The organism is Streptomyces sp. NBC_01446 (assembly GCF_026340095.1).
In the GTDB taxonomy this organism is placed as follows: domain Bacteria; phylum Actinomycetota; class Actinomycetes; order Streptomycetales; family Streptomycetaceae; genus Streptomyces; species Streptomyces aureus.
This window is the reverse complement of record NZ_JAPEPO010000001.1, coordinates 6,804,744-6,831,630: the sequence shown is the minus strand read 5'-3', so window position 1 is coordinate 6,831,630 and position 26,887 is coordinate 6,804,744. Positions and strand designations below refer to the sequence as shown.

General features: G+C 71.5%; 25 protein-coding genes and 1 riboswitch. Of the genes, 9 read left to right on the top strand and 16 right to left on the bottom strand.

Annotated features, from left to right (window positions below):
• Nucleotides 1-52 precede the first annotated feature (52 nt).
• Nucleotides 53-1,225 (bottom strand): acyl-CoA dehydrogenase family protein, encoded by a 1,173-nt coding sequence (locus OG456_RS30745; protein ID WP_266566663.1) that lies wholly within the window; start codon nt 1,223-1,225, stop codon nt 53-55.
• Nucleotides 1,226-1,689: 464 nt separating this feature from the next.
• Here OG456_RS30745 and OG456_RS30740 point away from each other — a divergent pair, with 464 nt between their 5' ends.
• On the top strand, nt 1,690-2,931 hold the full coding sequence (locus tag OG456_RS30740) for a glycoside hydrolase family 18 protein (RefSeq protein WP_266566662.1): 1,242 nt from the start codon (nt 1,690-1,692) through the stop codon (nt 2,929-2,931).
• Nucleotides 2,932-3,125: 194 nt separating this feature from the next.
• On the opposite strand, the gene OG456_RS30735 is transcribed toward OG456_RS30740, so the two are convergent.
• The gene (locus OG456_RS30735) at nt 3,126-3,272 is read right to left on the bottom strand and encodes an SCO1431 family membrane protein (RefSeq protein WP_266566660.1); all 147 of its coding nucleotides are present in this window, start codon (nt 3,270-3,272) and stop codon (nt 3,126-3,128) included.
• 281 nt (nt 3,273-3,553) lie between these two features.
• A complete protein-coding gene (locus tag OG456_RS30730; protein WP_266566659.1) occupies nt 3,554-4,921 on the bottom strand; it encodes a peptidase C39 family protein in 1,368 nt (455 codons plus the stop codon).
• A 201-nt stretch (nt 4,922-5,122) separates the two neighbouring features.
• Between OG456_RS30730 and OG456_RS30725 the strand changes: the two genes are divergently transcribed.
• Entirely contained in the window at nt 5,123-5,764 is a 642-nt protein-coding gene (locus OG456_RS30725) for a uridine kinase (protein WP_266566658.1), read from the top strand.
• Between the two features lie 433 nt (nt 5,765-6,197).
• Complete coding sequence (locus OG456_RS30720; RefSeq protein WP_266566656.1) at nt 6,198-8,072, top strand: AAA family ATPase; 1,875 nt, start codon at nt 6,198-6,200, stop codon at nt 8,070-8,072.
• Nucleotides 8,073-8,126: 54 nt separating this feature from the next.
• Here the strand turns inward: OG456_RS30720 and OG456_RS30715 are convergent, their stop codons facing one another.
• From OG456_RS30715 to OG456_RS30675, 9 genes are all read right to left on the bottom strand, one after another.
• A complete protein-coding gene (locus OG456_RS30715) occupies nt 8,127-9,224 on the bottom strand; it encodes a hemolysin family protein (RefSeq protein WP_266566654.1) in 1,098 nt (365 codons plus the stop codon).
• The gene (locus OG456_RS30710) at nt 9,221-10,555 is read right to left on the bottom strand and encodes a hemolysin family protein (protein ID WP_266566652.1); all 1,335 of its coding nucleotides are present in this window, start codon (nt 10,553-10,555) and stop codon (nt 9,221-9,223) included. Before OG456_RS30710 ends, OG456_RS30715 begins: the two co-directional genes overlap by 4 nt.
• A gap of 231 nt (nt 10,556-10,786) precedes the next feature.
• Nucleotides 10,787-11,239 (bottom strand): PH domain-containing protein, encoded by a 453-nt coding sequence (locus OG456_RS30705; RefSeq protein WP_266566650.1) that lies wholly within the window; start codon nt 11,237-11,239, stop codon nt 10,787-10,789.
• An 11-nt stretch (nt 11,240-11,250) separates the two neighbouring features.
• Nucleotides 11,251-12,099 (bottom strand): ATP phosphoribosyltransferase, encoded by an 849-nt coding sequence (gene hisG, locus OG456_RS30700; protein ID WP_266566648.1) that lies wholly within the window; start codon nt 12,097-12,099, stop codon nt 11,251-11,253.
• 62 nt (nt 12,100-12,161) lie between these two features.
• Nucleotides 12,162-12,434: a phosphoribosyl-ATP diphosphatase gene (locus OG456_RS30695; protein WP_100597453.1), complete on the bottom strand. Its 273-nt coding sequence runs from the start codon at nt 12,432-12,434 to the stop codon at nt 12,162-12,164.
• Nucleotides 12,435-12,469: 35 nt separating this feature from the next.
• A complete protein-coding gene (ribH, locus tag OG456_RS30690; RefSeq protein ID WP_100597452.1) occupies nt 12,470-12,955 on the bottom strand; it encodes a 6,7-dimethyl-8-ribityllumazine synthase in 486 nt (161 codons plus the stop codon).
• A gap of 67 nt (nt 12,956-13,022) precedes the next feature.
• Nucleotides 13,023-14,321 (bottom strand): bifunctional 3,4-dihydroxy-2-butanone-4-phosphate synthase/GTP cyclohydrolase II, encoded by a 1,299-nt coding sequence (locus OG456_RS30685; protein ID WP_266566645.1) that lies wholly within the window; start codon nt 14,319-14,321, stop codon nt 13,023-13,025.
• On the bottom strand, nt 14,318-14,962 hold the full coding sequence (locus OG456_RS30680) for a nicotinamide mononucleotide transporter family protein (RefSeq protein WP_266569488.1): 645 nt from the start codon (nt 14,960-14,962) through the stop codon (nt 14,318-14,320). The genes OG456_RS30685 and OG456_RS30680 overlap by 4 nt, the downstream gene beginning before the upstream one ends.
• Before the next feature lie 2 nt (nt 14,963-14,964).
• Entirely contained in the window at nt 14,965-15,573 is a 609-nt protein-coding gene (locus tag OG456_RS30675) for a riboflavin synthase (RefSeq protein WP_100597450.1), read from the bottom strand.
• Between the two features lie 303 nt (nt 15,574-15,876).
• Nucleotides 15,877-16,007: riboswitch (FMN riboswitch) on the bottom strand.
• Between the two features lie 130 nt (nt 16,008-16,137).
• Between OG456_RS30675 and OG456_RS30670 the strand changes: the two genes are divergently transcribed.
• Nucleotides 16,138-17,019, top strand: a complete 882-nt coding sequence (locus tag OG456_RS30670; protein ID WP_266566643.1) for an RNA polymerase sigma-70 factor — start codon at nt 16,138-16,140, stop codon at nt 17,017-17,019.
• A 103-nt stretch (nt 17,020-17,122) separates the two neighbouring features.
• A complete protein-coding gene (locus OG456_RS30665; RefSeq protein WP_266566641.1) occupies nt 17,123-17,869 on the top strand; it encodes an SDR family oxidoreductase in 747 nt (248 codons plus the stop codon).
• 20 nt (nt 17,870-17,889) lie between these two features.
• Here the strand turns inward: OG456_RS30665 and OG456_RS30660 are convergent, their stop codons facing one another.
• The gene (locus OG456_RS30660) at nt 17,890-19,080 is read right to left on the bottom strand and encodes an ROK family transcriptional regulator (protein WP_266566639.1); all 1,191 of its coding nucleotides are present in this window, start codon (nt 19,078-19,080) and stop codon (nt 17,890-17,892) included.
• 141 nt (nt 19,081-19,221) lie between these two features.
• Between OG456_RS30660 and OG456_RS30655 the strand changes: the two genes are divergently transcribed.
• Nucleotides 19,222-20,442, top strand: coding sequence for an MFS transporter (locus OG456_RS30655; RefSeq protein WP_266566637.1), 1,221 nt, complete (start codon nt 19,222-19,224; stop codon nt 20,440-20,442).
• On the opposite strand, the gene OG456_RS30650 is transcribed toward OG456_RS30655, so the two are convergent.
• Together OG456_RS30650 and OG456_RS30645 are read right to left on the bottom strand one after the other, a co-directional pair.
• On the bottom strand, nt 20,402-20,860 hold the full coding sequence (locus OG456_RS30650) for a thioesterase family protein (protein WP_266566635.1): 459 nt from the start codon (nt 20,858-20,860) through the stop codon (nt 20,402-20,404). The genes OG456_RS30655 and OG456_RS30650 overlap by 41 nt on opposite strands.
• Before the next feature lie 98 nt (nt 20,861-20,958).
• Nucleotides 20,959-22,239, bottom strand: a complete 1,281-nt coding sequence (locus OG456_RS30645; protein WP_266566633.1) for an alginate lyase family protein — start codon at nt 22,237-22,239, stop codon at nt 20,959-20,961.
• Between the two features lie 204 nt (nt 22,240-22,443).
• Here OG456_RS30645 and OG456_RS30640 point away from each other — a divergent pair, with 204 nt between their 5' ends.
• The gene (locus OG456_RS30640) at nt 22,444-23,853 is read left to right on the top strand and encodes a uracil-xanthine permease family protein (RefSeq protein ID WP_266566631.1); all 1,410 of its coding nucleotides are present in this window, start codon (nt 22,444-22,446) and stop codon (nt 23,851-23,853) included.
• Here the strand turns inward: OG456_RS30640 and OG456_RS30635 are convergent.
• Nucleotides 23,835-24,959 (bottom strand): glycoside hydrolase family 6 protein, encoded by a 1,125-nt coding sequence (locus OG456_RS30635; RefSeq protein ID WP_266569487.1) that lies wholly within the window; start codon nt 24,957-24,959, stop codon nt 23,835-23,837. The genes OG456_RS30640 and OG456_RS30635 overlap by 19 nt on opposite strands.
• A gap of 180 nt (nt 24,960-25,139) precedes the next feature.
• Here OG456_RS30635 and OG456_RS30630 point away from each other — a divergent pair, with 180 nt between their 5' ends.
• Together OG456_RS30630 and OG456_RS30625 are read left to right on the top strand one after the other, a co-directional pair.
• Nucleotides 25,140-25,844 carry a DUF5995 family protein gene (locus OG456_RS30630; protein WP_266566629.1) on the top strand — a complete coding sequence of 235 codons (705 nt, stop codon included), beginning with the start codon at nt 25,140-25,142 and terminating at the stop codon, nt 25,842-25,844.
• Nucleotides 25,845-25,948: 104 nt separating this feature from the next.
• Nucleotides 25,949-26,878: an LLM class F420-dependent oxidoreductase gene (locus OG456_RS30625; protein WP_266566627.1), complete on the top strand. Its 930-nt coding sequence runs from the start codon at nt 25,949-25,951 to the stop codon at nt 26,876-26,878.
• Nucleotides 26,879-26,887: the final 9 nt, after the last annotated feature.

Genomic DNA, 26,887 nt, shown 5'->3' with positions numbered 1-26,887 from the left:
CACGATCCGGAGTGGGCCCGGCTGGTGGCGTCTCCGGTCAGAACCGGGCAGTTCAGCGGGTTTCAGGACCGGCGAGGTGCCGCGCGATGACCATGCGCTGGATCTGATTGGTGCCCTCCACGATCTGCAGCACCTTGGCCTCGCGCATATAGCGCTCGGCCGGGAAGTCGGCCGTGTAGCCGTACCCCCCGAGTACCTGCACGGCGTCCGTGGTGACCTTCATCGCCGTGTCCGTGCACATCAGCTTGGCCATGGCCGCCTGCTTGGAGAAGGGCCGGCCCGCGTCGCGCAGGCGCGCCGCCGTCAGATAGAGCGCTCGACCGGCCTCTATCTGCGTGGCCATGTCGGCGAGCATGAAGCGCAGGCCCTGGAAGTCGGCGATGGGCCGCCCGAACTGCTCGCGCCCCGTGGCGTACGAGACGGCCTCGTCGAGGGCCGCCTGGGCCACGCCGATCGCGCAGGCGGCGATGCCGAGCCGGCCCGAATCGAGGGCGGAAAGCGCGATCGCGAAGCCCTGCCCCTCGTCGCCGATCCGGCGCGCGTCGCTCACCCGCACCCCGTCGAAGTGGACCTGCGCCGTGGGCGAGCCCTTCATCCCCATCTTCTTCTCGGGCGCCGCCGCGCTCAGCCCCTCGGCGTCACCCGGGACCAGGAACGCGGTGATGCCACGCGCCCCCTCGCCGCCGGTGCGCGCCAGAACCGTGTAGAAGTCGGCGACGCCGCCGTGCGTGATCCAGGCCTTGGTGCCGGTGATCACCCAGTCGTCGCCTTCACGGACCGCCTTGGACCGCAGGGACGCGGCGTCCGATCCCGAGGACGGCTCGGAGAGGCAGTACGCGCCGAGCAGACCGCCGCCGAGCATGGCGGGCAGGTGCTCGGCCCGCTGCTCCTTGGTGCCGAAATTGGCCAGTGCGTGGCAGGCCAGCGAGTGAACGCTGACGCCGAGGCCGACGGTGAGCCGGGCGGCGGCGAGCTCCTCCAGTACCTGGAGGTAGACCTCGTACGGCTGGTTGCCGCCGCCGAAGTCGGAGTCGTAGGGGAGGCCGAGCAGACCCGACTCGGAGAGCAGTGAGAACGTCCCGCGCGGGAAGCGTCCGGCGTCCTCCTCCTCGGCCGCGCTCGGGGCGATCTCGCGCTGCACGAGCTCACGTACGAGCGAGAACAGATCCCGGGCCTCGTCCGTGGGCAGTTGACGGTCCACCGGCTGCGGGGCGCGGTCGGGCATATCGACGCTCTCCTCCCTGTCGGGCGCTGCGGCGGTCGCGCGCGGGGTGGTGCGGCGGCGCCGTGTTCGAGCCGCCGCCGAGGGCTCCCCTCCGGGTCTCGGACGGGCGCTGACCAGCGGCTGCGGCCCGTTGAGTATGCCTGTTCGACGGCGGCCAGTCACCAGTTAACGACCGCTTACTTCAAAGATACCGAAAAGACGGCGGAGAGGCGGCCGGGGCGGCCCGGAGCCCCCATGGGAAGCCACGGGGACCCCGCCCCGAAGCCGCCGCCCGCGGGAACCGGGGGCCGTCGAGCCCCGAGCACATTGGTCCGCACCATTGACCCCACTGGTCTAGTCCTCCTAAGGTCCCCTGCAACGTCTTAACGCGTTCATGCCAAAGACTCATGGCACGGATCGCGCGACGACGCCCACGAGGTCCACAGCAAATCCCCCCACGCTCCCCTCCCCCACGAGGAGACACGATGCTCAGACCGCACCGTCCACGCGCCTCCTTCCGGGCGCTCCTGTCCGCCGCGTGTTGCGCCGTTCTCGGCGCCGGACTGCTCGCCTCCGCGGGCACCGCCGCGGCGCAGAACGACGACGGCCCCCAGGAAGCCGCAGCCGGTTCGAAGGTCGTCGGCTACTTCACCGAATGGGGTGTCTACGACCGGAACTACCACGTCAAGAACATCGAGACGTCCGGCTCGGCCGACAAGCTCACGCACATCAACTACGCCTTCGGCAACGTCACCGGCGGCAAGTGCGCGATGGGCGACTCGTACGCCGCCACCGACAAGGCGTACACCGCCGACCAAGCGGTGGACGGCGTCGCCGACACCTGGGACCAGCCGCTGCGCGGCAACTTCAACCAGCTGCTCAAGCTGAAGAAGCTGCACCCGAACCTCAAGATCCTCTGGTCCTTCGGCGGTTGGACCTGGTCGGGCGGGTTCACCGACGCCGCCAAGGACCCGGCCGGGTTCGCGCAGTCCTGCTACGACCTGGTCGAGAACTCCAAGTGGGCCGACGTCTTCGACGGCATCGACATCGACTGGGAGTACCCCAACGCCTGTGGCCTGTCCTGCGACACGAGCGGGCGCGACGCCTACAAGAACCTGATGAGCGCGCTGCGTTCGAAGTTCGGCTCCAGCGCGCTGATCACGTCCGCGATCCCGGCCGACGCCTCCGACGGCGGCAAGATCGACGCCACCGACTACGCCGGTGCCGCCCAGTACGTCGACTGGTACAACCCGATGACGTACGACTACTTCGGGGCCTGGGACGCGCAGGGGCCGACCGCCCCGCACTCGCCCCTGACCTCGTACAGCGGTATCCCCAAGGCGGGCTACAACACCGACGCCACCGTCACCAAGCTCAAGGGCCTCGGCGTCCCGGCGTCGAAGCTGCTGCTCGGCATCGGCTTCTACGGGCGCGGCTGGACCGGCGTCACGCAGTCGGCGCCCGGCGGCACGGCCACGGGCCCGGCGGCCGGCAAGTACGAGCAGGGCATCGACGACTACAAGGAGCTCAAGTCGAAGTGCCCGGCGACGGGCACGGTCGGCGGCACCGCCTACGCGTACTGCGGCAACAACTGGTGGAGCTACGACACCCCGGCCACCATCGCCGGGAAGATGGACTACAAGAACCAGCAGGGCCTCGGAGGCACCTTCCTCTGGGAGCTCAGCGGTGACACGACGAACGGCGAGCTGATCAAGTCGGTCAACTAGCCACTCAGGTAGGGCACTTGGGGCGGGGGATGCGCGGCGTCCCCCGCCCCTTCGCGTCGCGTCAGGGCCTCGCGGGCTCCCGGCAGTCCGGCTCGAACCGCTCGCTCACCCGCAGGGTCTCGCGGTGGCTCCACGGGCTCATGGGCTCCCGGACCGGCCCTGGTGCGTCGAGCCCGGCGCCGGGGAGAGCCGGGTCACATCAGGCCGGCCTGCGTGACGAACATGGCCAGGACCACGACGAAGGTCCAGCCGAGGATGTGCTCAAGGATCTTGGGGCCGTTGTCCTTGGGGCCGCCGGTGCGGGTCCGGGCGGCGCGGTTCGTGACGGTGGTCGCGGTCATGGCATCTCGCTGAGGTCGTCCGGCAGTGGCATCCCCCCACTGACCCGTCCACCATGCCACCGCCGCAGCCGGTTGTGGGCGAGAGCTTGCTCACGCACAACTACCCTGTGGCGCCGTGCGGCTCACATCTGTGACACACCCGCGGGGAAAGACCGCCGGCACCGATGCCGGGCCACCCGGACCCGGGCGTGGATCCGGTCCCGGGCCGATCCGCCCGTGGAATCGTCGCGGACATGCCGCGGCCCCTCCCGGTCGCGTCGGGAGGGGCCGTGGCGGGTGCCTCAGCGGACACCGACCGCCTCGAGCGCGCGGCGCTGCTTCGAGGTCGGGTGGGCCGGGAAGTACAGGTAGCAGACGCCGCCGGTGCCGGACACGACCTTGCCGGTGGCGTTGTACCGCTTGGTACGGAGCCAGATCTTCTCCCACTCCGCCCTCTTGTAGACGCGGCGCACGGCCGTGTCACTGGGCGACGCCGGGTCGTTGGCGATCACGTCGCCGTCCGCCGTGAAGCCGATCACCGTCATGAGGTGTCCGGACGTCCCGTACCCCGCCCCCGTCAGCTCCTCCTTGAGGAACGACTGCGACGTTATGGCCGGGATCCCCGCCGCGATCAGGGTCTCCAGATCGCTGAGCGAGCCGAGCCGCGTGACGACTCCCTGGAGGTCCTTGTACGTCGCCGCGTAGGCCGCGTTGAAGGGCCAGTTGCCGCAGCCCTCGTACTGGTAGTCATACGTGAAGCGGGCCGCGTGGCAGACCTCCGGGTCCGCGTAGTCCGGGTTGACCCAGGACAGGTCGTCCGCGGAGGGCTTGCGACCCCAGTACTCGATGATCATCTGCGAGGAGGTGGGGCTGCACCAGGCCTCGCCGCCGTTGTCGTACTCGGGGTACTGGCCCGCGTGGACGTTCTGCGAGAAACGCGGAACGGACAGTTCCTTGGCGAGCCCCGGCTGCGAGGCCGGGACCGAGAAGCGGTCGGGGACGTCGGAGCCCATGGCACCGAGCCGCCACACGAGGGGCGAGGCCGTGGAGCCCGGCGCGCGATACAGGGTCAGCCGCAGTTGGTACGAGACGAGGCGCAGGCCCGAGGCCGCGTCGTCGATCGAGAAGGTGTCCGTCCAGATACTGGACTTACCGTCCGACTGGTCGTCGACGGAGGTCCGCCGGATGTCCTGGTCTCCCGCGGCCCAGCGGCCCATCACGTACCAGGGCGTCGCCGCGCCGTCGGAGTACGTGCCCTGGAGTTCGATCTGGATCCAGGTGCCGGCCGGGGTGCGCGCGTTCCAGGAGGCGATGACCTCGGTGGCGGGCACCGACAGACGGTGGGCCGGCGAGGTCCACCGGCCGTACTCCCAGGTGGCGGTCTTGCCCGTGTGCGGATCCGTGTAGTCGGTGCGGCCCTCGGGCGTCGCGAGCGTCAGGCCGGGGCGGGACCCGGCGACCGCGCGGGTGCCGGCCGCCGTTCCGGAGCGCCAGTCCGAGTGCGAGGTCCAGGCGTGGTTGTCCACGAGGCGCGGGGCCGCGTGAGCGGGGGCCGGTGCGCCGGTGCCCGCGACGGCGGTACCCGCGGTCGTGGCGAGCGCCGCTGCGCCCGCGGTGGCCGCGGCGGCGGTGAGCAGGGTTCTGCGGGACAGAGGTTCGGGTCGGGTCATGGGCGGGGCTCCCCCAGTCGACGAGGTATCCGTAAAGGGGCGGGTGAGGTGCACGACAGTGCGCCAACTATGGCCGGTACCCGCTGACTTCCACCAGCGTTTCCGGGCCTGTCGTGGCTACCAATATTGGCCTGTACCACTGGCATGACCTGCGGCGGCGCGCGGGAAACCGGCCGGGCGCCTCCCGTACCCTTGCGGGCGATGACCTTCCAGCACATGCCGCTCCCCCGGCTCGCCGCGACTCTGCGCGCCCTGCCGCCCTCCTGCGGCCCGGTCCGGCTGATCGCCGTCGACGGCCACGCGGGCTCCGGCAAGTCGACGTTCGCCGCCAAGCTCGCCGAGGCGCTCGGTCAGGCGCCCGTCCTGCACCTCGACGATCTCGCCAGCCACGACGCCCTCTTCGACTGGACGGCACGGCTGCGCGAGCAGGTCATCGATCCGCTCTCCCGCGGCGAGAGCGCCAGGTACGAGCCGTACGACTGGAACGCCCGGCGCTTCTGCCCGGCGCGCGCCCTGACGCCCGCGCCGGTGGTCCTGATGGAGGGCGTGGGGGCGGGCCGGCGCGCCGTGCGGCCCTTCCTGGCGTGGCTGTTGTGGATGGACACGCCGGAGGAGGTGTCCTGGGAACGGGGGCGGCGACGGGACGGACCGGCGCAGAGCGATTTCTGGGACGGCTGGATCCGTGCGGAGCGCGCGCACTTCGCCGACGACCCCTCGCGCCCCTTCGCCCAGACATTGGTACGCGAGTGTTCTGAGGGCTACGAGGCACGCCAGATGCCTTCCGGGACCGGACTTTCGACGCCTTCCGTCACTCACCGTGAAGGACCGTCGGCAGCGCGCTGACCCCTCCCGAAGCGCCTTCCGTCAGTTTCCGCGAGTGCCTCAACTCGGCTTGACCGAGGGGCCGTACAGGACTTACGTTCTGAATGTGCGGCCTTTCGGGGCCGCCGGCAGACGCGAAGCCCCCGGTTGTTCCCCCGTGATCGGGGGCTTCGTTCTGCCCTGTTCACCCCTTCGGGGGTGCGGTGAGCCCTGATTCGTTCACCCTCGGTCACCGTCCGGCCTCGCCCCCACCTGCGCCGTCCGCCTCGGATCCGGCCCTGCGGCGCCCTCGGCCGACGACTGCTGCGCAGGTACGATGCCTCTCGGTGCGGCTTACGGACGGCTCGCGGTCCGCACCATGGCAACTCCCGTCCACAGCACATCGGTTCGGCGCAGGAGCCGGCGGGCACAGGCCCGACGGCGTACCACGGGGGCACGGTTTGTGGGGGACGTGATGGACTTCGGCACACAGGGCTCGCCCGGCCCGGCCGACCTCGCCTGGGTGCGTGGCGTGGACGCCTACACCATGGGCGCCTATCCGCAGGCCGAGGAGGAGTTCCGGGCCGCGGTCCGGATGGACCCCGGCATGGCCGACGGCTGGCTGGGGCTGCACGCGTTACGCATCGACACGACGACGGCGCTGCTGCGCATGTTCCGGCACCGCGACCGGTTCGGCGAGCAGCGCACCCGGCACCGGCGCACCCTGAACTCCTGGTACTGGCTCGGCTGGTGGGTGCAGCCCGTGCTGGAGCGGCCGCGCGATCTGCTGCTCGCCCACGCGTCGCACTGGCTCGACGGGCGCCATGTCCCGGACCTGGACGGGGCGTTGGCGACGCTGCCGCGGGTGGACGCCGATCCGCAGGTGCGGTTCCTGCACGCCTGCCGCGCCTACCTCGTCAAGGACTGGGAGCAGCTGGTCCGGCACACGGACCCGCTGCTCGACGACGGGCTCCTCGGCATCGAGGCCGGGCTCTTCGGCGGGATGGCCCGCGTGCGCCTGGAGATGTACGGGCAGGCCGAACCGCTCCTGTCCGCCGCGCTGATGCGCTGCCGGAGCGAGCAGCCCCAGCGCAAGGAGCTGCGCTACTGGCTGGCCCGCGCGCACGAGGGCACCGGACGCTCCGCCGCCGCGCTCCCCCTGTACCGGGCCGTGCACCGCGTGGACCCCGCCTTCATGGACACCTCGGCCCGCCTCGCGGCCATCGCCGAGGGCGACGGCTACGGCGACTTCGGCGACGGCACGGACCTCAGTCCCCTCACCATGACCGGGCTCGGCCAGGACGTGCTGGACGGCTCCGAGTCGATGGACCCGCTGTACGAGGGCGACGGCCGGGACCTGAAGGTGAGCGAGCCCGATCTGCCGCCGCCCGGCGCCGTGTCCGCCGAGACCGACGCGGTCCGCGAGAAGGCCGTCGTACCGATCACGCAGCAACTGCCCGCCGGCCCCGCCGACCCCGCACTGCTCGAAGAGGCCCTCGCCGAGCTGGAGCGGATGGTCGGCCTGGAACCGGTGAAGCGGCAGGTGAAGGCTCTCTCGGCCCAGCTGAACATGGCGCGCCTGCGCGCCGGGCAGGGCCTTCCCGTGCAGCCGCCGAAACGGCACTTCGTCTTCTCGGGCCCCTCCGGCACCGGCAAGACCACCGTGGCCCGCATCCTCGGCCGCGTCTTCTACGCGCTCGGGCTGCTCGGCGGCGACCATCTCGTGGAGGCCCAGCGGGCCGACCTGGTCGGCGAGTATCTGGGCCAGACGGCCGTGAAGGCGAACGAGCTGATCGACTCGGCGATCGGCGGCGTCCTGTTCGTCGACGAGGCGTACGCCCTGTCGAACTCGGGCTACGGCAAGGGCGACGCGTACGGCGACGAGGCGCTCCAGGTCCTCCTGAAGCGCGCCGAGGACAACAGGGACCACCTCGTGGTGATCCTCGCCGGCTACCCGGAGGGCATGGACCGCCTCCTCGCGGCGAACCCCGGACTGTCCTCGCGCTTCACGACGCGGGTCGACTTCCCCTCGTACCGGCCCCTCGAACTCACCTCGATCGGCGAGGTGCTCGCCGCGGAGAACGGGGACGTGTGGGACGAGGAGGCGCTCGACGAGCTGCGCTCCGTCAGCGGACACGTCGTCGACCAGGGCTGGATCGACGAGCTCGGCAACGGAAGGTTCCTGCGGACGCTGTACGAGAAGTCGTGCGCCTACCGGGACCTGCGGCTGACGGGGTACACGACGACTCCGACGCGGGACGACCTGTCGACGCTGCGGCTGCCCGATCTGATGCAGGCGTACGGCGAGGTCCTCTCGGGGCGCGGGCCCCAGGATCCGTCCGCGATGTGACATGGGCGAAGGGGCGGGCCCGATCCGGGACCCGCCCCTTCGCGTGCGCTCCTGTCAGCCGGCCAGCGCCTCCTCCGGCGCCTCGGCCCGCGGCTCCGTCACCCTCGCCCCGGGCGCGGGAGCGTCCCGGTGCGCGGGGTCACGGACCTCGCCGACGAGCATCTCCAGGACGTCCTCCAGGGCGACCAGGCCGAGGACCCGGCCCGAGGCGTCGGCGACCTGTGCGAGGTGCGTCGCGGCGCGGCGCATCACCGTCAGGGCGTCGTCGAGCGGGAGTTCGGCGCGCAGCGTCGTCATGGGACGCCAGATCTGCTGCGGCACCGCGCGGTCGTGGTCGGCGGAGTCGATCAGGTCGAGGACGTCCTTCACGTGCAGATAGCCCATGAAGGCGCCCCCCTCCGCGCAGACCGGGAAGCGGGAGTAGCCCGTCCTGCCGGTCAGCTCGATGACCTGGCCGGGAGTGACCGAGGGACCGACCGTGACCAGGGACGCCCGGTCGAGCAGGACGTCGGTGACCGGGCGCGAGCCCAGCTCCAGGGCGTCCTCCAGGCGTTCCTGCGCCTCGGGTTCGAGCAGCCCCGCCTGTCCGGAGTCCTCGACGAGACGGCCGAGCTGCACGCTGGTGAAGACCGCCTCGACCTCGTCCCTCGGCTCGACCCCGAACAGCTTCAGCACGAGCCGGGCACAGGCGCCCAGGGCGACGGTGACCGGCCGGCACAGCCGGGCGAAGGCGACGAGGCCGGGGCTGAACCAGAGGGCGGTCTTCTCCGGCGCCGCCATCGCGAGGTTCTTCGGGATCATCTCGCCGATGACGAGGTGGAGGCTGACGACGGCGGCGAGCGCGATGACGTAGCCGAGAGGGTGGATCATTCCCTCGGGCAGGTGCATCGCCTCGAAGAGCGGCTCCAGCAGATGGGCGACCGTCGGCTCGGCGACCGCGCCGAGCGTCAAGGAGCAGACGGTGATGCCGAACTGGGCCGCCGCCATCATCTGCGGCAGGTGCTCCAGGCCGTACAGGACCTGGCGGGCCCGCTTGGTGTCCAGCGGCTCGATCTGGCTGCGGCGCACGGACACGAGGGCGAACTCGGCACCCACGAAGAAACCGTTGGCCAGCACGAGGAGAAGGGCGAAGAACAGTTGGAGCGCGCTCATCGGGCGGCCTCCGCCAGCTGGGCGGCGTCCACGGTCCGTACGATCCGGACGCGCTCCGCGCGGTAGTGGTCGACCTGACGCACCGCGAGCCGCCAGCCGGGCAGCTCGGCCCGGTCACCGGGCGCGGGGATCCGGCCCAGCAGATCGGCGACGAGACCTGCGACGGTCTCGTACGGGCCTTCCGGTACGTCGAGTCCTATGCGGCGCAGGATGTCGACCCGGCAGCTGCCGTCGGCGTCCCACGCGGGGCGGCCGTCCTCGGACGGGGCGACCGCGAGCTCGGGCAGGTCGAGGCGGTCGTGCTCGTCGCGGACCTCGCCGACGAGCTCCTCAACGATGTCCTCCAGGGTGACGACCCCGGCCGTGCCGCCGTACTCGTCGACGACGACGGCTATGGGCTGCTCGCTGCGCAGGCGCTCCAGGAGGGGCTGCACGGGCAGCGTCTCCGGGACGAGCAGCGGGGCCTGGGCGATGCGGCTCACGGGAGTGCGCAGCCGCTCGTGCGCGGGCACCGCCAGCGCGTCCTTGAGGTGCACCATGCCGACGACCTCGTCGATCCGCTCGCGGTAGACCGGAAAGCGGGAGAGGCCGGTGGCGCGCGTGAGGTTGACGACGTCCTCGGCGGTCGCCGAGGACTGGAGCGCGCTGACCTTCACGCGCGGCGTCATGACGTGCTGGGCGGTGAGCTCACCGAGGGACAGGGTGCGGACGAACAGGTCCGCCGTGTCCTGCTCCAGAGTGCCCGCCTGCGCGGAGTGCCTGGCCAGGGAGACGAGTTCACCGGGGGTGCGGGCCGAGGCCAGCTCGTCGGCGGGCTCGACGCCCAGGGCGCGTACGGCGCGGTTGGCCACGGCGTTGAGCAGCGCGATCACGGGCCTGAAGAGGCGCGAGAACACGTGCTGGGGGCCCGCGACGAACCGTGCGACCTGGAGCGGCTTGGACACCGCCCAGTTCTTCGGCACGAGCTCGCCGATCACCATCTGCACGGCGGAGGCCAGGAGCATGCCGAAGACGACGGAGACGCCGCCGACGGCGCCTTCCGGTACACCGACGGCGGTGAAGGGCCCCGCGAGCAGCGTCGCGAGCGCCGGTTCGGCGAGCATGCCGACGACCAGTGAGGTGATGGTGATGCCGAGTTGGGTGCCGGAGAGCTGGAAGGACAGCTCCTTGAGGGCGTTCACGACGGTACGGGCCCGTCGGTCGCCGTCGGCCGCGGCCTTCTCGGCGTCGGCGCGCTCCACCGTGACGAGGCCGAACTCGGCCGCCACGAAGAAGCCGTTGGCCAGGATCAGCAGGAATGCCGCTCCGAGGAGCAACAAGGGGATGGTCATGCCGCCGCCTCCGCGCACATAACGCGCAATTCGGTCGCGCTATGTCGGGAGGGGGCGGCGCATGTACTGCAGGACGAACCGTCCATCGCCGGAGGGAGTCACTCCTCGGTTAGCAGGAAACCCCCGGGGCCCTGGCGGACCCGTGGTCGGGAGCGGGGCGGCGATGTGCGCGCGCCCCGCCACCAGATTAATCAAGACAGGGCTGGAAGCGTCAGGGCGTGCGGCCCCGAGTCAGCCCCGAAGTTCCCCGGAGGCCGTGGAACGGGCCTCGGTGAGGGCGCGCAGGGCACGCGCGTCGGCGAGGGCACGCTCCTTGGCCATGGCGGGCTGGATGCCCATGGCGGCCAGGCTCGTGCCGTCGCTGAGGTTGAGGAACACCCAGGGGTCGCCGGGCCGCAGGGTGACCTGGACGATCTCCGCCCAGGCCAGGCGGCGGCTGCGTGCGATGTTCACCACAGTGACGCCCTCGTCGTCCGCCACGACCTTGGGCCGGGCGAGCAGGACGAGCCCGCCGACGAGGAGCGCCCCGGTGAAGATGAAGGTGAGTCGGTCGCCCGGGTTGAGGCCGCCCAGCATGAGGGCGATGGCGGTGAGAGTGACGAACATCGCGCCGCCGAGGCCGAGCAGGACGGCCCGGGTGCGGGCCGGCCGGAAGGTGACGGGCAGCGTGGGGACTTCGGACATGGGTGCGGTCCTCAGAGGCGGCAGGCGTGGATGGCCGTGGTCAGGATGGCCCGCGCGCCGAGCTCGTACAGGTCGTCCATGATCCGCTGGGCGCCCTTGGCGGGGACCATCGCGCGGACGGCGACCCAGCCCTCGTTGTGCAGGGGCGAGACCGTCGGCGACTCGAGACCCGGGGTGAGGGCGACGGCCTGCTCCAGGTGCTCGGCGCGGCAGTCGTAGTCCATCATCACGTACGTCCTGGCGACCAGGACGCCCTGGAGGCGGCGCAGGAACTGCTGGACCTTGGGCTCTTCGGCAGCCGCGCCGGAGCGGCGGATCACGACGGCCTCGGACTTCATGATGGGCTCGCCGAAGACCTCGAGGCCCGCGTTGCGCAGGGAGGTACCGGTCTCGACGACGTCGGCGATGACCTGGGCGACGCCCAGCTCGATGGCCGTCTCGACGGCGCCGTCGAGGTGGACGACGGACGCGTCGACACCGGACTCGGCGAGGTGCTTGCCGACGATGCCCTCGTAGGAGGTGGCGATCGTCTTGCCCGCGAGGTCCTCGAGGCCGGAGACGGTGCCCGGCTTGGCCGCGAAGCGGAACGTGGAGCGGGCGAAGCCGAGCGGCAGGATGACCTCGGCGTTGACGCCGGAGTCGATCAGCAGGTCCTCGCCGGTGATGCCGATGTCGAGCTTGCCCGAGGACACGTAGATCGCGATGTCCTTGGGCCGCAGGTAGAAGAACTCCACCTCGTTGACCGGGTCGACGAGGACGAGCTCCTTGGACTCCTTGCGCTGCTGGTATCCGGCCTCATGGAGCATCGCCGACGCAGGTCCGGACAGTGAACCCTTGTTGGGGACGGCGATGCGCAGCATGAGGTCGGATTCCTTTGCGTTCAAGAGGGGTGTGACGTGCGAGTGGGAACTTGACGCCGGCTCTAGAGGTGGGCGTAGACGTCGTCGAGGGAGATTCCCCGGGCGACCATCATCACCTGGACGTGGTACAGCAGCTGCGAGATCTCCTCGGCAGCGGCCTCCTTGCCCTCGTGCTCGGCTGCCATCCAGACTTCGGCGGCCTCCTCGACGACCTTCTTGCCGATGGCATGAACGCCCTTGTCCACCAGTTCGGCGGTGCGGGACGTCGCGGGGTCGCCGTTCTTGGCCTTGAGCTGAAGCTCGGCGAAGAGCTCTTCGAAGGTTTTGTTCGCCATGATGGTCCTAAGACTACGGGGTTCCGCCCGGCCACTCAGCGCCAGGGTTCGCTGACCGAGCGCAGTGTGGCCGCCGTGGCGACGGCCGCCGTGACGGCCTCGTGGCCCTTGTCCTCGTTCGAGCCCTCGATTCCGGCGCGGTCGAGGGCCTGCTCCTCGGTGTCACAGGTCAGCACGCCGAAGCCGACGGGGACGCCGGTGTCGATGGTGACCTGGGTGAGCCCCATGGTGACGCCCTGGCACACGTACTCGAAGTGCGGGGTGCCGCCCCGGATGACGACGCCGAGGGCGACGATCGCGTCGTAGCCGCGGCCCGCGAGGACCTTGGCGACGACGGGGAGTTCGAAGCTGCCCGGGACCCGGAGAAGGGTCGGCTCGTCGATGCCGAGCTCGTGCAGGGCGCGCAGGGCGCCGTCCACGAGGCCGTCCATCACCTTCTCGTGCCACTGCGCCGCGATGACGGCGACGCGCAGGTCACCGCAGTTGCGTACGGACAGTTCGGGTGCGCCCTTGCCACTCACGTTGCTCCTCAGTGCTCGTGTGGTGCTGTGTTCGGTGTTCGGTGTGTGTTCTGAAGGGGGGTACGGGCTACTGGCTCGCGCAGGTCGTGGACGCGGGGGCGTCCAGCCAGGGCAGGTCGTGGCCCATCCGGTCCCGCTTGGTGCGCAGGTAACGGAGGTTGTGCTCGCCCGCCTGGACCGGCATGGACTCGCGGGCGACGACCTTGAGGCCGTGCCGCAGGAGCGCGTCGGTCTTGTCCGGGTTGTTGGTCAGCAGGCGCAGGCCGCGCACGCCGAGGTCCTCGAGGATCTGGGCGCCCGCCGCGTAGTCCCGCGAGTCGGCCGGAAGGCCCAGTTCCAGGTTGGCGTCCAGCGTGTCGCGGCCGCGCTCCTGGAGCTCGTAGGCGCGCAGCTTGGAGAGCAGGCCGATGCCGCGTCCCTCGTGGCCGCGCAGGTAGACGACGATGCCGCGCCCCTCCTCGGTGATGCGCCGCATCGACTCCTCCAGCTGGGGGCCGCAGTCGCAGCGCAGCGAGTGGAAGACATCTCCGGTGAGGCATTCGGAGTGGACCCGCACGAGGACGTCGTCGCCGTCGCCGATCTCGCCGTGGACGAGGGCGACATGCTCGACACCGTCGACCGTGGAGCGGTAGCCGTACGCGGTGAAGTCGCCGAAGGCGGTGGGCAGATTGACCTCGGCCTCGCGGCGGACCGTCGGCTCGGAGGAACGGCGGTAGGCGATCAGGTCCTCGATGGAGATGATCGTCAGGCCGTGCTTGCGGGCGAACGGGATGAGCTCGGGCAGGCGCAGCATCGTGCCGTCCTCGCCCGCGATCTCGACGATCGCGCCGGCGGGGCGCAGGCCCGCGAGCCGGGCGAGGTCGACGGCGGCCTCGGTGTGGCCGTTCCTGACCAGGACACCGCCGGCTTTGGCGCGCAGCGGGAAGATGTGGCCCGGCCGCACGAAGTCGCCGGCCTCGGCGGTGCCGCCGGCCAGGAGCTGGAGCGTGGTGGCGCGGTCGGCGGCGGAGATGCCGGTGGTCACGCCGTGCGCGGGGCCCGCGTCGACGGAGACCGTGAAGGCGGTGCGCATCGACTCGGTGTTGTTCTCGACCATCTGCGGCAGCTGGAGGCGCTCCAGCTCGTCGTTCTCCATGGGAGCGCAGATCAGGCCGCGGCACTCGCTCATCATGAAGGCGACGATCTCGGGGGTGGCCTTCTCGGCCGCGATGACGAGGTCGCCCTCGTTCTCGCGGTCCTCGTCGTCGACGACCACGACGGGCCGGCCGTTCGCGATGTCGCGGATCGCCTGCTCGACGGGGTCGAGCGACAGGTCCGAGGTGTCCTCGTCGTGCGAGGTGCTGTACCAGACGGGTGCCGTGGTCATGCCGGTGCTCCTTCCAGGGCGGGCTGCGAGGCCGAGCGGGACCGCAGCCACCAGTCGCGCATGCCCCACAGGACGAGCGCGCCGTAGATCACGTAGACGAAACCGGAGAAGGCGAATCCGTTGGCGAAGTTCAGCGGTACGCCCACCAGGTCGACGAGCAGCCAGGCGAACCAGAACTCGACCATGCCGCGCGCCTGGGCGTACATGGCGACGATCGTGCCGACGAAGATGTACGCGTCCGGCCAGGGGTCCCACGAAAGCGTGGGGAAAGCGGTGAACAGGCCGCCGACCGCCAGGGTGCCGAGTGCGGCGGCGCCCAGCAGGTAGCCGCGCTCGCGCCAGGTGGCGAACCGGACGGCGAGGGAGCCGTCCTGGGCCTGCCCCTTGCCGCGGTTCCACTGCCACCAGCCCCACCCGGCGACGACGATGACCACGAGCTGCTTGCCCGCGCTGCCCGAGAGGTGGGCGGTCGCGAAGGCCGTGAGGAGGATGAGGCCGGAGACGAGCTGCGCGGGCCAGGTCCAGATCGAGCGGCGCCAGCCGAGCGCGAGGGCGACCAGACCGACGGTGTTGCCGATCATGTCGGACCACATGATGTGCTGGCCGAAGAGCGTGAACGCCTCGGAGTTCAGCCAGTTCAGGCTCACTTGGTGGCCTCCTGGGCACGGTCGCCGAGCAGCCGCTCGACGTACTTGGCGATGACGTCGACCTCGAGGTTGACCGGGTCGCCGGCCTGCTTCAGGCCGAGCGTGGTCAGGGCGAGGGTGGTGGGGATCAGGCTGATGGTGAAGTAGTCGGGGCCCGCGTCGACGACCGTGAGGCTCACTCCGTCGACGGTGATGGAGCCCTTCTCGACGACGTAGCGCGCGAGGTGCGCCGGGAGCGAGACCTTGACGATCTCCCAGTTCTCCGACGGCTTGCGCTCGACGATGCTGCCCGTGCCGTCGACGTGTCCCTGCACGATGTGTCCACCGAGGCGCGCGCCGACAGCGGTGGGGCGCTCCAGGTTGACCCGGGAGCCGACCGCGAGGGCGCCGAGGCTGGACCGGTCGAGGGTCTCCGCCATGACATCGGCGGTGAACTCGTCGCCCTCGTGCTCCACGACCGTCAGACAGACGCCGTTGACGGCGATGGAGTCGCCGTGGCGGGCCCCTTCGGTGACGACGGGGCCGCGCAGCCTGAAGCGGGAGGCGTCGCCGAGTTCCTCGACGGCAGTGATCTCGCCCAGCTCTTCGACGATTCCGGTGAACACTTCAGTGCTCCTTCGCTGCAGGGGCCGCGGGGCCGACAAGGGCGGCAGTGAGGCGCAACGCCTCAGGGCCGGCGGGGATTCCTGAAGGAGCGAAGGACGCGCGCGGGCGCACGGCTGCTCGCCGGGCGGGCACTACGGAAGTGGTGGCCACCGGGTCCTCCTGCCTCTTCGGGCACGGACTCCGGGGCACTGTCGCGATAGGGCGACAGAACGTACGGGCGAGAACACCGAGGACGACGCCGAATGAGACCTGTCCCTGAGGACAAGTCGAAACAGACGGCGGCGCGCACGAATGCCCGCCCGCCGCGCACTGCCTCCCATCCGGACTTTAACCGTCGGTCCAGGAATTTCACCTGGTCAACCGGCCGCTGGAAGCGACCGGGTCGCGGACTGTAACCGCCGGTTCGGACTTTCACCGACCCCGGAGTGCGCTGCTTCTGGTACAGGGCCAGTGTGCCACGTCCACGCGTGGGCCAAACGGGTGATCGCCTGTGGGCTGGCTCACAGGCCGTGTGCGTGGACTCGCGCAGCGTTCCGGGCGGTCGCCTCTGCCAGGGTAAGAGCGTGACGATCGCAACCGCCGACGAGTTCGAGTCCCACCGTCCGCGCATGTTCGGGCTCGCGTATCGGATGCTCGGTTCGGCCGAGGAGGCCGAGGACACGGTGCAGGACGCGTATCTGCGATGGAGCGGCGCGGACCGGGGCGCGATCGGCCGGCCGGCCGCCTGGCTCGCGAAGGTGGTCACGAACCTCTGTCTCAACCGGCTCACCTCGGCCAGGGCGCAGCGCGAGCGGTACGCGGGGCCGTGGCTGCCGGAGCCCGTGCTCACCTCGGACGGCACCCTCGGCCCACTGGAGTCGGCGGAGCGGCGCGACGCCGTCTCGACCGCCCTTCTGGTGCTGCTCGAACGGCTGAGCCCGGCGGAGCGAGCGGTCTATGTGCTGCGGGAGGCGTTCGCGTACAGGTATCGGGAGATCGCCGGGGTGCTCGACCTGGGTGAGGCCAACTGCCGTCAGCTGTACCGGCGGGCAGTGGATCGTGTCGCGGCTGAGGAGGCCAGGTTCGAGCCCACGCCCGAGGTCCGGCGTGGGCTGATCGACTCGTTCGTGGCGGCGGCCCGTGAGGGCGATGTCGCCGGTCTGGAGAGGCTGCTCGCGGCCGATGTGACCTGGTGGGCGGACGGGGGCGGCAAGGTCACCGCGGCCCGGCGGCCGATTCTCGGGCGCGAGAAGGTTCTGCGATTCCTGGCCGGCGGGTCCGTGCGGGCGGGTCTCGACTTCACCGTGTCGCAGATCAACGGCGCGCCCGCGCTCGTGGCGTGGGTGGGCGACGTGCTCGTCGGGGTCGTCTCGTTCGAGGTACGCGGCGGGCTGATCGCACAGATGCGGGCCGTCATGAACCCCGACAAGCTGGTGTTCGTGGGGCGTCAGCTGGCGCGTTCCTGAGCCGTCCCGCGGGCGCTGTCACATTCTCGGGCTGTCGCCGGTTCTGAGCGGGCGAGGGACATTCCACCGGGGAGCGTCCTGGGTGCGAAGGAGCTGAACTGCGATGACCACGATCCTGGTGACCGGCGGCACGGGGACCCTCGGCAGTCTCGTCGCCGAGCGGTTGCGCGGGGACGGGCACGAGGTGCGGGTGCTCAGCCGGCATGCGCGGCCGTACGCGGTGGACCTGCGGGAGGGCGGGGCCGGGCTGGACGAGGCCGTCGCGGGCGTGGACGCGATCGTGCACTGCGCGAGCACGCCGCGCGGCGGTGACGAGAAGGCGGCAGGGCATCTGATCGAGGCGGCGCGGCGGGCCGATGTGCCGCATCTGCTGTACATCTCGATCGTGGGCGTGGACCGGGTGCCGCTCGGCTACTACAAGGCCAAGCTCGCGGTCGAGAAGCTGATCGAGGGGTCGGGGCTCGGCTGGACGGTGCTTCGCACGACGCAGTTCCACGACCTGGTGTTCCAGGGCCTTCAGGCGCTGGCCAAGCTGCCGGTGATGCTCCTTCCGGCGGGGGTCGCCGACCAGCCCGTCGAGGTCGCCGAAGTGGCCGACCGCCTGGCGGAGTTGGCGACCGGCGAACCTGCGGGACGCGTGGCGGACATGGGTGGTCCGGCGGTGCGGACGGCGTCGGATCTGGCCCGCGCCTACCTGCGGGCGAGCGGTCGGCGCCGGCGGCTCCTCGAGGTCCGCCTGGCCGGGAAGGCCTACAAGGGCATGCGGGGCGGCGGGCATCTGACGCCCGAACGGGCCGTGGGCAAGGGCACGTTCGAGGAGTTCCTCGCGCGGCGGTTCCCCGCCAGCTGACCCGGGACCGTGCGCGGGGTTCAGCGGTCCGTCGGCGCGAAGAGGTCGTCCTGCGCCCCGTCCCGCGCCATCAGCAGCGCTCCCCGCAGCACCGCGGCGCCGCCGAGGGCGCCGGCCCGTACCTCGGTGGGCAGGGGGGACATGGCGGCGAGGCGGGTGGCGACCAGGGTCGCGAGGCGGTCGCCTCCCGCGCGGCCGACCTCACCGCCCAGAACGAGGCAGCCGGGGTCGAGGACGGCGACGACGGAGGCGGCCCCGAGGACGAGCCGGTCGGCGAGTGCGTCGAGGAAGCGGGCTGCGGGCGTCCCGGGCTCCGCCCGTACCGCTTCGCGGACGAGCGCCGCGGCGGCCGGCTCCCCCGGTGCGGCGGTGCGGCCCACCAGGCCGTGGGCGCGGGCGAGTTCGGCGATGGCGGCGGATCCGGCCAGCGAGTGGAAGCCTCCGTCGCACCCGGTCGCGGACGGCAGTCCCGCCGTGCCCGGCACGGGCAGGAAACCGATCTCGCCGGTGCCGCCGGAGGCCCCGCGGCGCAGGACGCCGTCGAGGACGACCGCGGCACCGATGCCGTGGCCCAGCCAGAGCAGGGCGAACGTGTCGCGGTCGCGGGCGGCGCCGTCGCGCTGTTCGGCGAGGGCGGCGAGGTTGGTCTCGTTCTCCACCAGGACGCGGGCCGGCAGGCGTTCATGGAGGGCGGCGACGAGGCGGCGGTGCCACTCGGGCAGGCCCGACGAGTCGCGGAGTTCACCGGTGACGGGGTCGATGAGGCCGGGGGCGCCGATTCCCACGGTGTGCAGGGGCTCGGCGCCCGCCTCCTTGGCGGTGCGCTCGACCAGGGCGACGGCCCGTTCGACAGCGGGGCCGGTGCCCTCCTCGCCGTCGATGGGCGCGGACGCCTCGGCGAGGACGGTGCCCACGAGGTCGGCGACGGTGAGGGTGACGCCCTCCGTGCGGACGTCCAGCGCGGCGAGATGGGCGAGCCCGGAGACGATCCCGTGGAGTTTGGCGTTGGGGCCGCGGCGCTGGGCGCCGGCTTCGCCGACGACCTCGATCAGGCCCTGGGCCGTGAGCCGCTCGACGAGGTCGGCGACGGAGGGCCGGGACAGGCCGGTGCGCTCTTTCAACTGCCCGGCTGTCAGGGGGCCTTCGCTCTGGAGGAGGCGCAGCGCGAGCCGGTCGTTGATGGCCCTGGCGGTACTCGGTGATGCGGGCATGGCGCGGATCCTTCCAGATCGCCTTCGCTGCCGGGGCCGGGGCCGTACAGGGAGACCGGTGGGAAACCGGCTATTTATCAGGCAGGGTTCCTGATAGTTTACGCCAGCAGCCTGGGGACGGTATCGGGAGGGTCACGCCGGATGAGCGAAGTCGGTTACGGGGCAAGGGAGTTGAAGCGCGCACGCTATGCGGTCGCGACCGTCTTCTGCGTCCATGGAGCGGTCACCGGGTCCTTCGCGACCCGGGTGCCCTGGATCCAGGACCACGCGGGGGTCAGCGCGGGCCAGCTCGGTATCGCGCTCGCCTTCCCCGCGCTCGGCGCCTCGGTGGCGATGCCGCTCGCGGGCTGGGTGAGCCACCGGTTCGGCGCGCGCACGGCGCTGCGCGGCCTGCTCGCCCTGTGGACGCTCGCGCTGATCCTGCCCTCACTCGCGCCGAATCTGGTCGTGCTGTGCGTGACGCTGTTCGCGTACGGCGCCACGGCGGGCATGTCGGACGTGGCAATGAACGCACTGGGCGTCGAGGTCGAGAACCGCCTCGACCGGTCGATCATGTCGAGCCTGCACGGCATGTGGAGCGTGGGCGCCCTCATCGGTTCGGCGGCCGGCACGCTGGCCGCGCACCTCGGCTCCGACGCGCGTCTGCACCATCTGCTCGCCGCGGCGACCCTGACGGTCGTGGGCCTCATCGCGTGCGGCGGCGTGCTGGACCTGCGCCCCACGGAGGACGAGGAGCCGCCGCCGCGCTTCGCGCTGCCGCCCAGGTCGGCGCTGCTGATCGGCGCGGTCGGCTTCTGTGCCGTCTTCGCCGAGGGGGCGAGCCTGGACTGGTCGGCGGTCTATCTGCGGGACGTCCTCGACACGTCCGCCGGACTCGCGGCAGCGTGCACCACCGCGTTCACGCTGACGATGGCCGTGGCGCGGCTCGCCGGCGACAGGATCGTGGACCGGTTCGGCGCGGTGCGCACCGTGCGGGTGGGCGGGGTCGGCGCCGCGCTCGGCGGACTGCTCGTGGTGGTGGCGCCGAACCCGGCGGTCGCGATGGCCGGTTTCGGCCTGATGGGCCTCGGGATCGCGGTGGTCGTGCCGCTCGCCTTCGCGGCGGCGGGGCGCAGCGGACCGAATCCGAGCCAGGCCATCGCGGGCGTCGCGACGATCACGTACACCTCGGGGCTCGTCGCGCCCTCCGCGATCGGGACGGTCGCCGACGCGACGAGCCTGGTGGTGTCGTTCGGCCTGGTGACGTTCCTGGCGTGCGGGCTCGCGGTGTTCGCGGGGGTGCTGCGCACGGGGGACCGCACGCGGACGAAGCAGGCCGAGGTCAGTCCCGCGTCCGCAGGAGCTCACGGCCAAGGGTCCTGAACATCTCGCTCCAGGGGGCGGGGCGCAGGGTGGCCGGGTCCAGGCGGACGAGTACGCGGGTGCCGTGGGCGTAGGTCGTCCCACCGTCCGCCGAGCAGAAGCGGAAGCCGTACGTCAGGCCGGTGGTGCCGAGCCGGTCGAGCCAGAGGTGCACGGCGTACGCGCCGGGACGGTTGACCGGCGCGTCGTAGGTGATGCGCAGTTCCTTGACCGCGTTGCAGAAGTCGCCGGCCGCCACCCAGTCGCCCTCGAAGACGAGGCCGCGCTCCGCCCACAGCGCGGTCCAGGCCCGCTCGACCATCACCGGGTAGCGGGCGTTGTGGAGCAGGCCGAGCGCGTCCAGATCGTCGAAGTGGACGGTGACGGGGACGAGCTGTCCGTGGGACTGGGCGGGGCGGGCGAGGGCTTCGGCGGTCACGGGTGGGGCTCCTGATGCGGTACGTACAAGAGCCCCATCGTACGACCTTTGACTAAGCAAACGCTCAGCAGGCCGGACCGGGGCGTGACGCGGCCAATTCAGCCCGCGATCGAGTCGAGCTGTTCGGCCGCCGGGCGCAGTGCCCACAGATCCCCGCCGGGCGGCGTCTCCAGATGCGGGACCGCCCGCTTCGCCGCCGCGCTCCCGGCGTCGGCGGCGGCGTGCACGATGTCGCTCGCCGCGAACCGGTGGAACTCCAGCTCGGGGTGCGGCCACGCCGTCGCCCCGGTGGCCGCGGGCAGCAGATAGTCGACGGCCTTGAACAGGCTCTGCCCGTCCGGGCCCCGGTACGACCACAGGTCCACGCCGACATGCCGCCCGATCGCGGCGAGCCGGGTGTAGGCGACCAGGTCGAAGGTCGAGTAGTGCCAGCTGCGGGTTCTGGCGAGCTCCTGCGGCTGGCTGCCGTCGCCCGCGATCTGCGGGGCCATGCGCTTGGTGCGGGTGTCGAGGACGGTGCGGCGGGCGAGGGCGGTGTCGCCGGTGGCGTAGGCGAGGGCGGCGACCTGCATGTCGTAGAACGTGCCGTGGTTGTTCTGGGCGGCGCCCTCCTCCTTGCCGAAGTCGCTGTTCACGAGCCAGCCGAGGAAGTCCTTGTTCCACTCCCCCATCGCCGTGCGGTCGCCCTTCGACCAGCCGGGGGCGCCCGTGCCGAGGAGGGCGACGGCGTCGGTGACGCTCGTGTACGACTGCGAGAAGTCGATGATGCCGATGGCCCGGCCGTCGTACTTGCAGGGGATGAACTGGGCGTGGTCCAGGTTCGGGTTCATGCGCGTGTCCGGGTCGAGGAACCAGGTGCGCAGCACCGTGGCGGCCTTCTCCGCGTACTCCTTGCGGCCCGTGTAGTACCAGGCGAGGGCGAGGTCGTACGTCGAGTCGAAGACCTTCTCCACGTCCTGGCGGTCGGTCCCGGTGTCGACCTCGGGGTTGCGCTGCCCGTCGCGCTGGACGTAGGGGCAGCCCCAGGGGTTGTCGGCGGTGGGCGTCTGTGAGGGCCACCAGTAGGGGGCCTGGCTCAGGTAGTCGTGGACGTCGCCGCCGGGCGCGGGCTTCGGTTTGTCGACGACGGTCCAGGGGCCCTGATCCAGCCAGGTGTCGGCGCGGGCCGTCAAGTCCCCCACTGCGCGCTTGAGTTGGGGGTCGCCGTGGTCGAGGCGCTGCTTGGTCCGCAGCAGGCGCTCGCCGTCGAGGACGGCGGTCCGCGGCGCGCTCACGCCGGCCGTCGCGGACTGGGCCGACACGGGGACGGCGGCGACGGCGGCGAGGGCCGCAGCCGCGGTGAGCAGGGCACCGAGACGCACACGGAATCTGGCACGCATCACAACTCCCATCACATATCTGAACAATGTTCATGGATCAAGCCGTGCGAGCGTAGGGCGCCGAGGTGAGCGTGACAATGCCCCTGGCACGGATTCACGCATGGGATCGAGGCCGTCGACCGTGGCGCGAAAGGGGCCTTACGGCGCATTAACATGGCGGCGATCATTTCGAGCCACGGAAGCACCACAGAAAGCAGAACTCATATGGACCTCGGTGTGCGCTGGAAACTTCACGGCGACGGGCGCACCCCGGCTCCGGGCGCCGTCGTGCGCCCGGACGAGCGGCTCTCCTGGCCGCGCACGTTCGGGCTCGGCGCCCAGCACGTCGTCGCGATGTTCGGCGCGTCCTTCGTGGCGCCCGTCCTGATGGGTCTCGACCCGAACCTCGCGATCATGATGTCCGGCGTCTCCACGGTGATCTTCCTGCTCGCCACCCGCGGCCGCGTGCCCAGTTATCTGGGCTGTTCGCTCTCCTTCGTGGGCGTCGCCGCGGTGATCCGGGCACAGGGCGGGACCAGCGCCACGGTGACCGGAGCCGTCTTCGTGGTCGGCGCCGCGCTGTTCCTGGTGGGGCTCGCGGTGCAGAAGTTCGGCGCGCGGATCATCCACGCCGTCATGCCGCCGGTCGTCACCGGTGCGGTCGTCATGCTGATCGGCTTCAACCTCGCGCCGGTGACGGCGTCGACGTACTGGCCGCAGGACCAGTGGACCGCGCTTCTCGTGATGCTGTTCACCGGTTTGGCCGTGGTGTGCCTGCGCGGTTTCTGGTCCCGCATCGCGATCTTCCTCGGGCTGCTCTTCGGCTACGGCATCTCCTGGGCCTTCGACCGGATCTTCGGCCGGATCCACTCCGCGACCGGCGGCGCCGAGGCCATCGACCACTGGCGCCTGAACCTGTCCGGCGTCGGCAAGGCCGAATGGATCGGCCTGCCCTCCTTCCACGCCCCGTCGTTCCAGTGGTCGGCGATCCTCGTCGCGCTGCCCGTCGTGATCGCGCTGATCGCCGAGAACGCCGGACACGTCAAGGCCGTCGGCGAGATGACCGGCACCAACCTCGACGACAAGCTCGGCACCGCGATCTCCGCCGACGGCGTCGGCTCCATGCTCTCCACCGCGGTCGGCGGCCCGCCCAACACCACGTACTCCGAGAACATCGGCGTGATGGCCGCGACCCGCGTCTACTCGACCGCCGCGTACTGGGCGGCGGCCGGTTTCGCCCTGCTCTTCGGCGTGTGCCCGAAGTTCGGCGCGATCGTGGCCGCCATCCCGGGCGGCGTCCTCGGCGGCATCACCGTGATCCTTTACGGCATGATCGGCCTGCTCGGCGCGCAGATCTGGATGAACGCCGGGGTGGACCTGCGCAATCCCCTGAATCTGGTGCCGGCCGCGGCGGGCATCATCATCGGCATCGGCAACGTCTCCCTGAAGTTCACCGACAACTTCTCGCTGAGCGGCATCGCCCTCGGCACGCTCGTCGTCATCACCGGCTACCACGCACTGCGCGCCATGGCTCCCGCGCATCTCAAGACGCAGGAGCCGCTGCTCGACGAGGGGACCTCTTCGTACGACGATGCGGCCGGCGACACTGCCGACGGTCAGTCCGCCAAGTCGTAGGCGTAGTCGGGGGCGAACGATCCCGGCTCGCCCTTGCAGCCGTCCGACTCCCCCGGCAGCTTCACCCACAAGTAGGCGTCGATCCCGCGCTCCCCGGTGCGCAGGGTCGGCGCCTGCCCCAGTTTGCGGCCCGAGGGGTCGCACCACGCGCCGTTCGCCGGGGCGCCGTTGCCGTTGCGGCTGGTGTCGATCACGGCGCCCAGGGACGGCGGACCGCCCATCGCCGCCAGGACCCGGCGGGCGTAGGCCACTTCGGCGGAGGTGCGGTTGAAGTTGGAGACGTTCGTGAAGACGCCGTCGGACAAGGCCGGCGACGCTGCGCCCGCCGCTCGCAGCCGGGCCGCCTGGGTACCGGCGGGGTTCCAGTCGGAGTGCCCGGCGTCGTAGTACACCCGGGCCCTGCGATTCGCCGACTTGAAGGCGCGGCCCGCACGGGCCAGCGCCGCGTACCGGTCGGCGAGCTGCCCGCCGGAGAGGCACTCGGTCTGGGAGAGCGCGTCGGGTTCGAGGATCACGACGACCTCGCCGGAGCCGAGGCCCGCCGCGAACTTCCGCACCCAGCTGTCGTACGCGGCGATGTCCGGCGCCCCGCCCTCCGACGCGCCCCCGCAGTCGCGCTCGGGAATCGCGTACGGCACGAGCACCGGCACCCGGCCCTCGCGCGCAGCCGTGGACGTCACCGCCCGCACCCGGGACGTGATGGTGTCGGGCGTGAAGTCGGCGAACCAGACGGCGGCGGGCCGGTCGGCGATCCGGGACTCGATGAGGGGGCGCCGCGGGTCCGAGCGGTTGGCCCTGACCCAGTCGAGCACCTGGGAGTCGGCGTGCCGGTACAGGCGCGTGGAAGCGGGCGCCACGGGCCGCCCGGTGGACGCTCTCGGAGTGGGCTTCGGCTTCTTCTTCGCGGTCTTCGAATCCGACGGCGAGGGCGACGGGCCGGGCGAGGCCGAGGCGGATGTCGCGGTCGGTACGGCGGGCAGCGGAAGCAGGTCGGGCGACCGCGTCAGCCGGGGCCGCGCCACATCGCCGCCCTCGGACCCGTCGAGCGCCGACACCATCCCGGCGACCGTGCCGACCGCCGCGACCAGCGACGCGACCGCCGCCATGGCCCCCCGGCGGGCCGCGCCCCTGCGCTCGGCGCGACGCTCGGCCAGTCGCTGAGCACGTAAGCCTGACACGCTGTTCTCCCCTTCCCCCCACGCACAGTGCCCGGCCCGTTCCCCCGTTCTGGGGAAGCCCCGGGCCAGGCGGCACGCGCGCCAGCCTAGGCTTGAGAGCCTGCCCCCATGTCGCAGTTGGAACGGTTCGCGAAGTGCACGCCCGCCGCGCGCGGGGTCGACTCCGTGGTGGCCCGGATGCGTGAGCTGGCCGCGTCCTGGCCCGCCTGCGACGGTGTGGCCGTCTTCAACCGGGTCTATCTGTCCGTCACGGAAGAGGTCGACCGGCACATCGACGGCGGCCGGTTCGCCGACGCCGAAGCCGCGACCACGCTGGACGTTCGGTTCGCCGGGCGCTATCTGGCGGCCGTCGGGACCCGCTCCCCCGACCACCGTCCGCCCGCCTGCTGGCGTCCCCTGCTCCAGTATCGCCGCCATCCAGGCGTACGCCCGCTGCAGTTCGCCCTCTCGGGCATCAATGCGCACATCGGCCACGATCTGGCGCTGGCCGTCGTGGACACCTGCCGTACCCTCGGCTGCGAACCGGCCGACGTGGAGGATGAGTTCGACCGCGTGGGCGATCTCCTCGTCTCGCTGGAGGAGCGCATCCGCGAAGATCTGATGCCGGGCCCCGATCTGCTCCAGATCGCCGACCCGCTGACCCATCTGCTCGGCTCGTGGACCCTGGAGCGCGCCAGGGACGGCGCCTGGGCGGCGGCCCGCGCCCTGTGGGTGCTGCGTGAATTCCCGGACGTCACGGAGGAGTTCGTCCGGCGCCTCGACACCTCTGTTGGGCTGGTCGGCCGCATGATGCTCACACCTCTGCCGGACTGATCCGGCCACGCGTCCGCCTTCGCCGTGGAACTCCCCCGTGATCGCTGTACGTTGACGAGGAGTTACGCGAGCGATCCCTGATGCGAACGCGAAGGAGCACCGGCATGGCGACCCGACTCGGCCTCAGCCTCCCCCAGATGAAGCAGTACGACATCGGGCGCGACATCCCGGCGGTGGCCCGCGCCGCCGAGGAGATCGGCTACGAGAGCCTGTGGGTCTTCGAGCGGATCCTGTTCCCCGAGCCCGCCCGCCAGGGCCTGTACGGGATCCCCGGCCTCCCCTGGCCGGACCAGTACCGCTCGGTCGCCGACCCGCTGGTCTCCCTCACCCTGGCCGCCGCCGTCACCGAGCGGGCCAGGCTCGGCACCAGCGTGCTGGTCGGCCCGCTGCACGTACCTTTCCAACTGGCGCGCGCCCTGGCCTCGTTGGACGCGGCGAGCGGCGGCCGCGTCGTCGCCGGCATCGGCACGGGGTGGTCCCACGACGAGTACGCGGCCGCTTCCGTGGCCCCGTTCGAGAAGCGCGGCCAGGTCCTGGACGAGCTGCTCGACGTGTGCCGGGCCGTGTGGGGCCCCGACCCGGTGAGTTACGAGGGTGAGCTGACGACGATCGCGCCGTCCGTGGTGGGGCCGAAGCCGGCAGGGCCGATCCCGGTGCTGCTGCCGGCGAACAGCCCGAAGGCCGCGCGCCGGCTCGTGGACCGCGCGGACGGCTGGATGCCGGGAGCCGCGGGTGCGAAGGAGCTCGCGAAGCAGTGGCGCGGTCTGCAGGAACTGGCCGAGGAGCGCGGCCGCAAGGAGCCCATCCAGAGCGTGCTGCGGGTCAACACGATCTACACGCGCGACGAGTACAAGGGCGACGACCGCCGCCCCTTCCAGGGCAGCGTCGCGCAGATCGTCGAGGATCTGGTCGCGCACGACGCGGTGGGCCTCGAGGAGATCCTGATCGACCTCCAGGGTCTCGTCCGCGACGCGGACGAGCTGACGGATGTCGCGGCCGAGGTGTTCACGGCCGCGCGCGAGGCCGGGGTCTGAGCGTTGCGG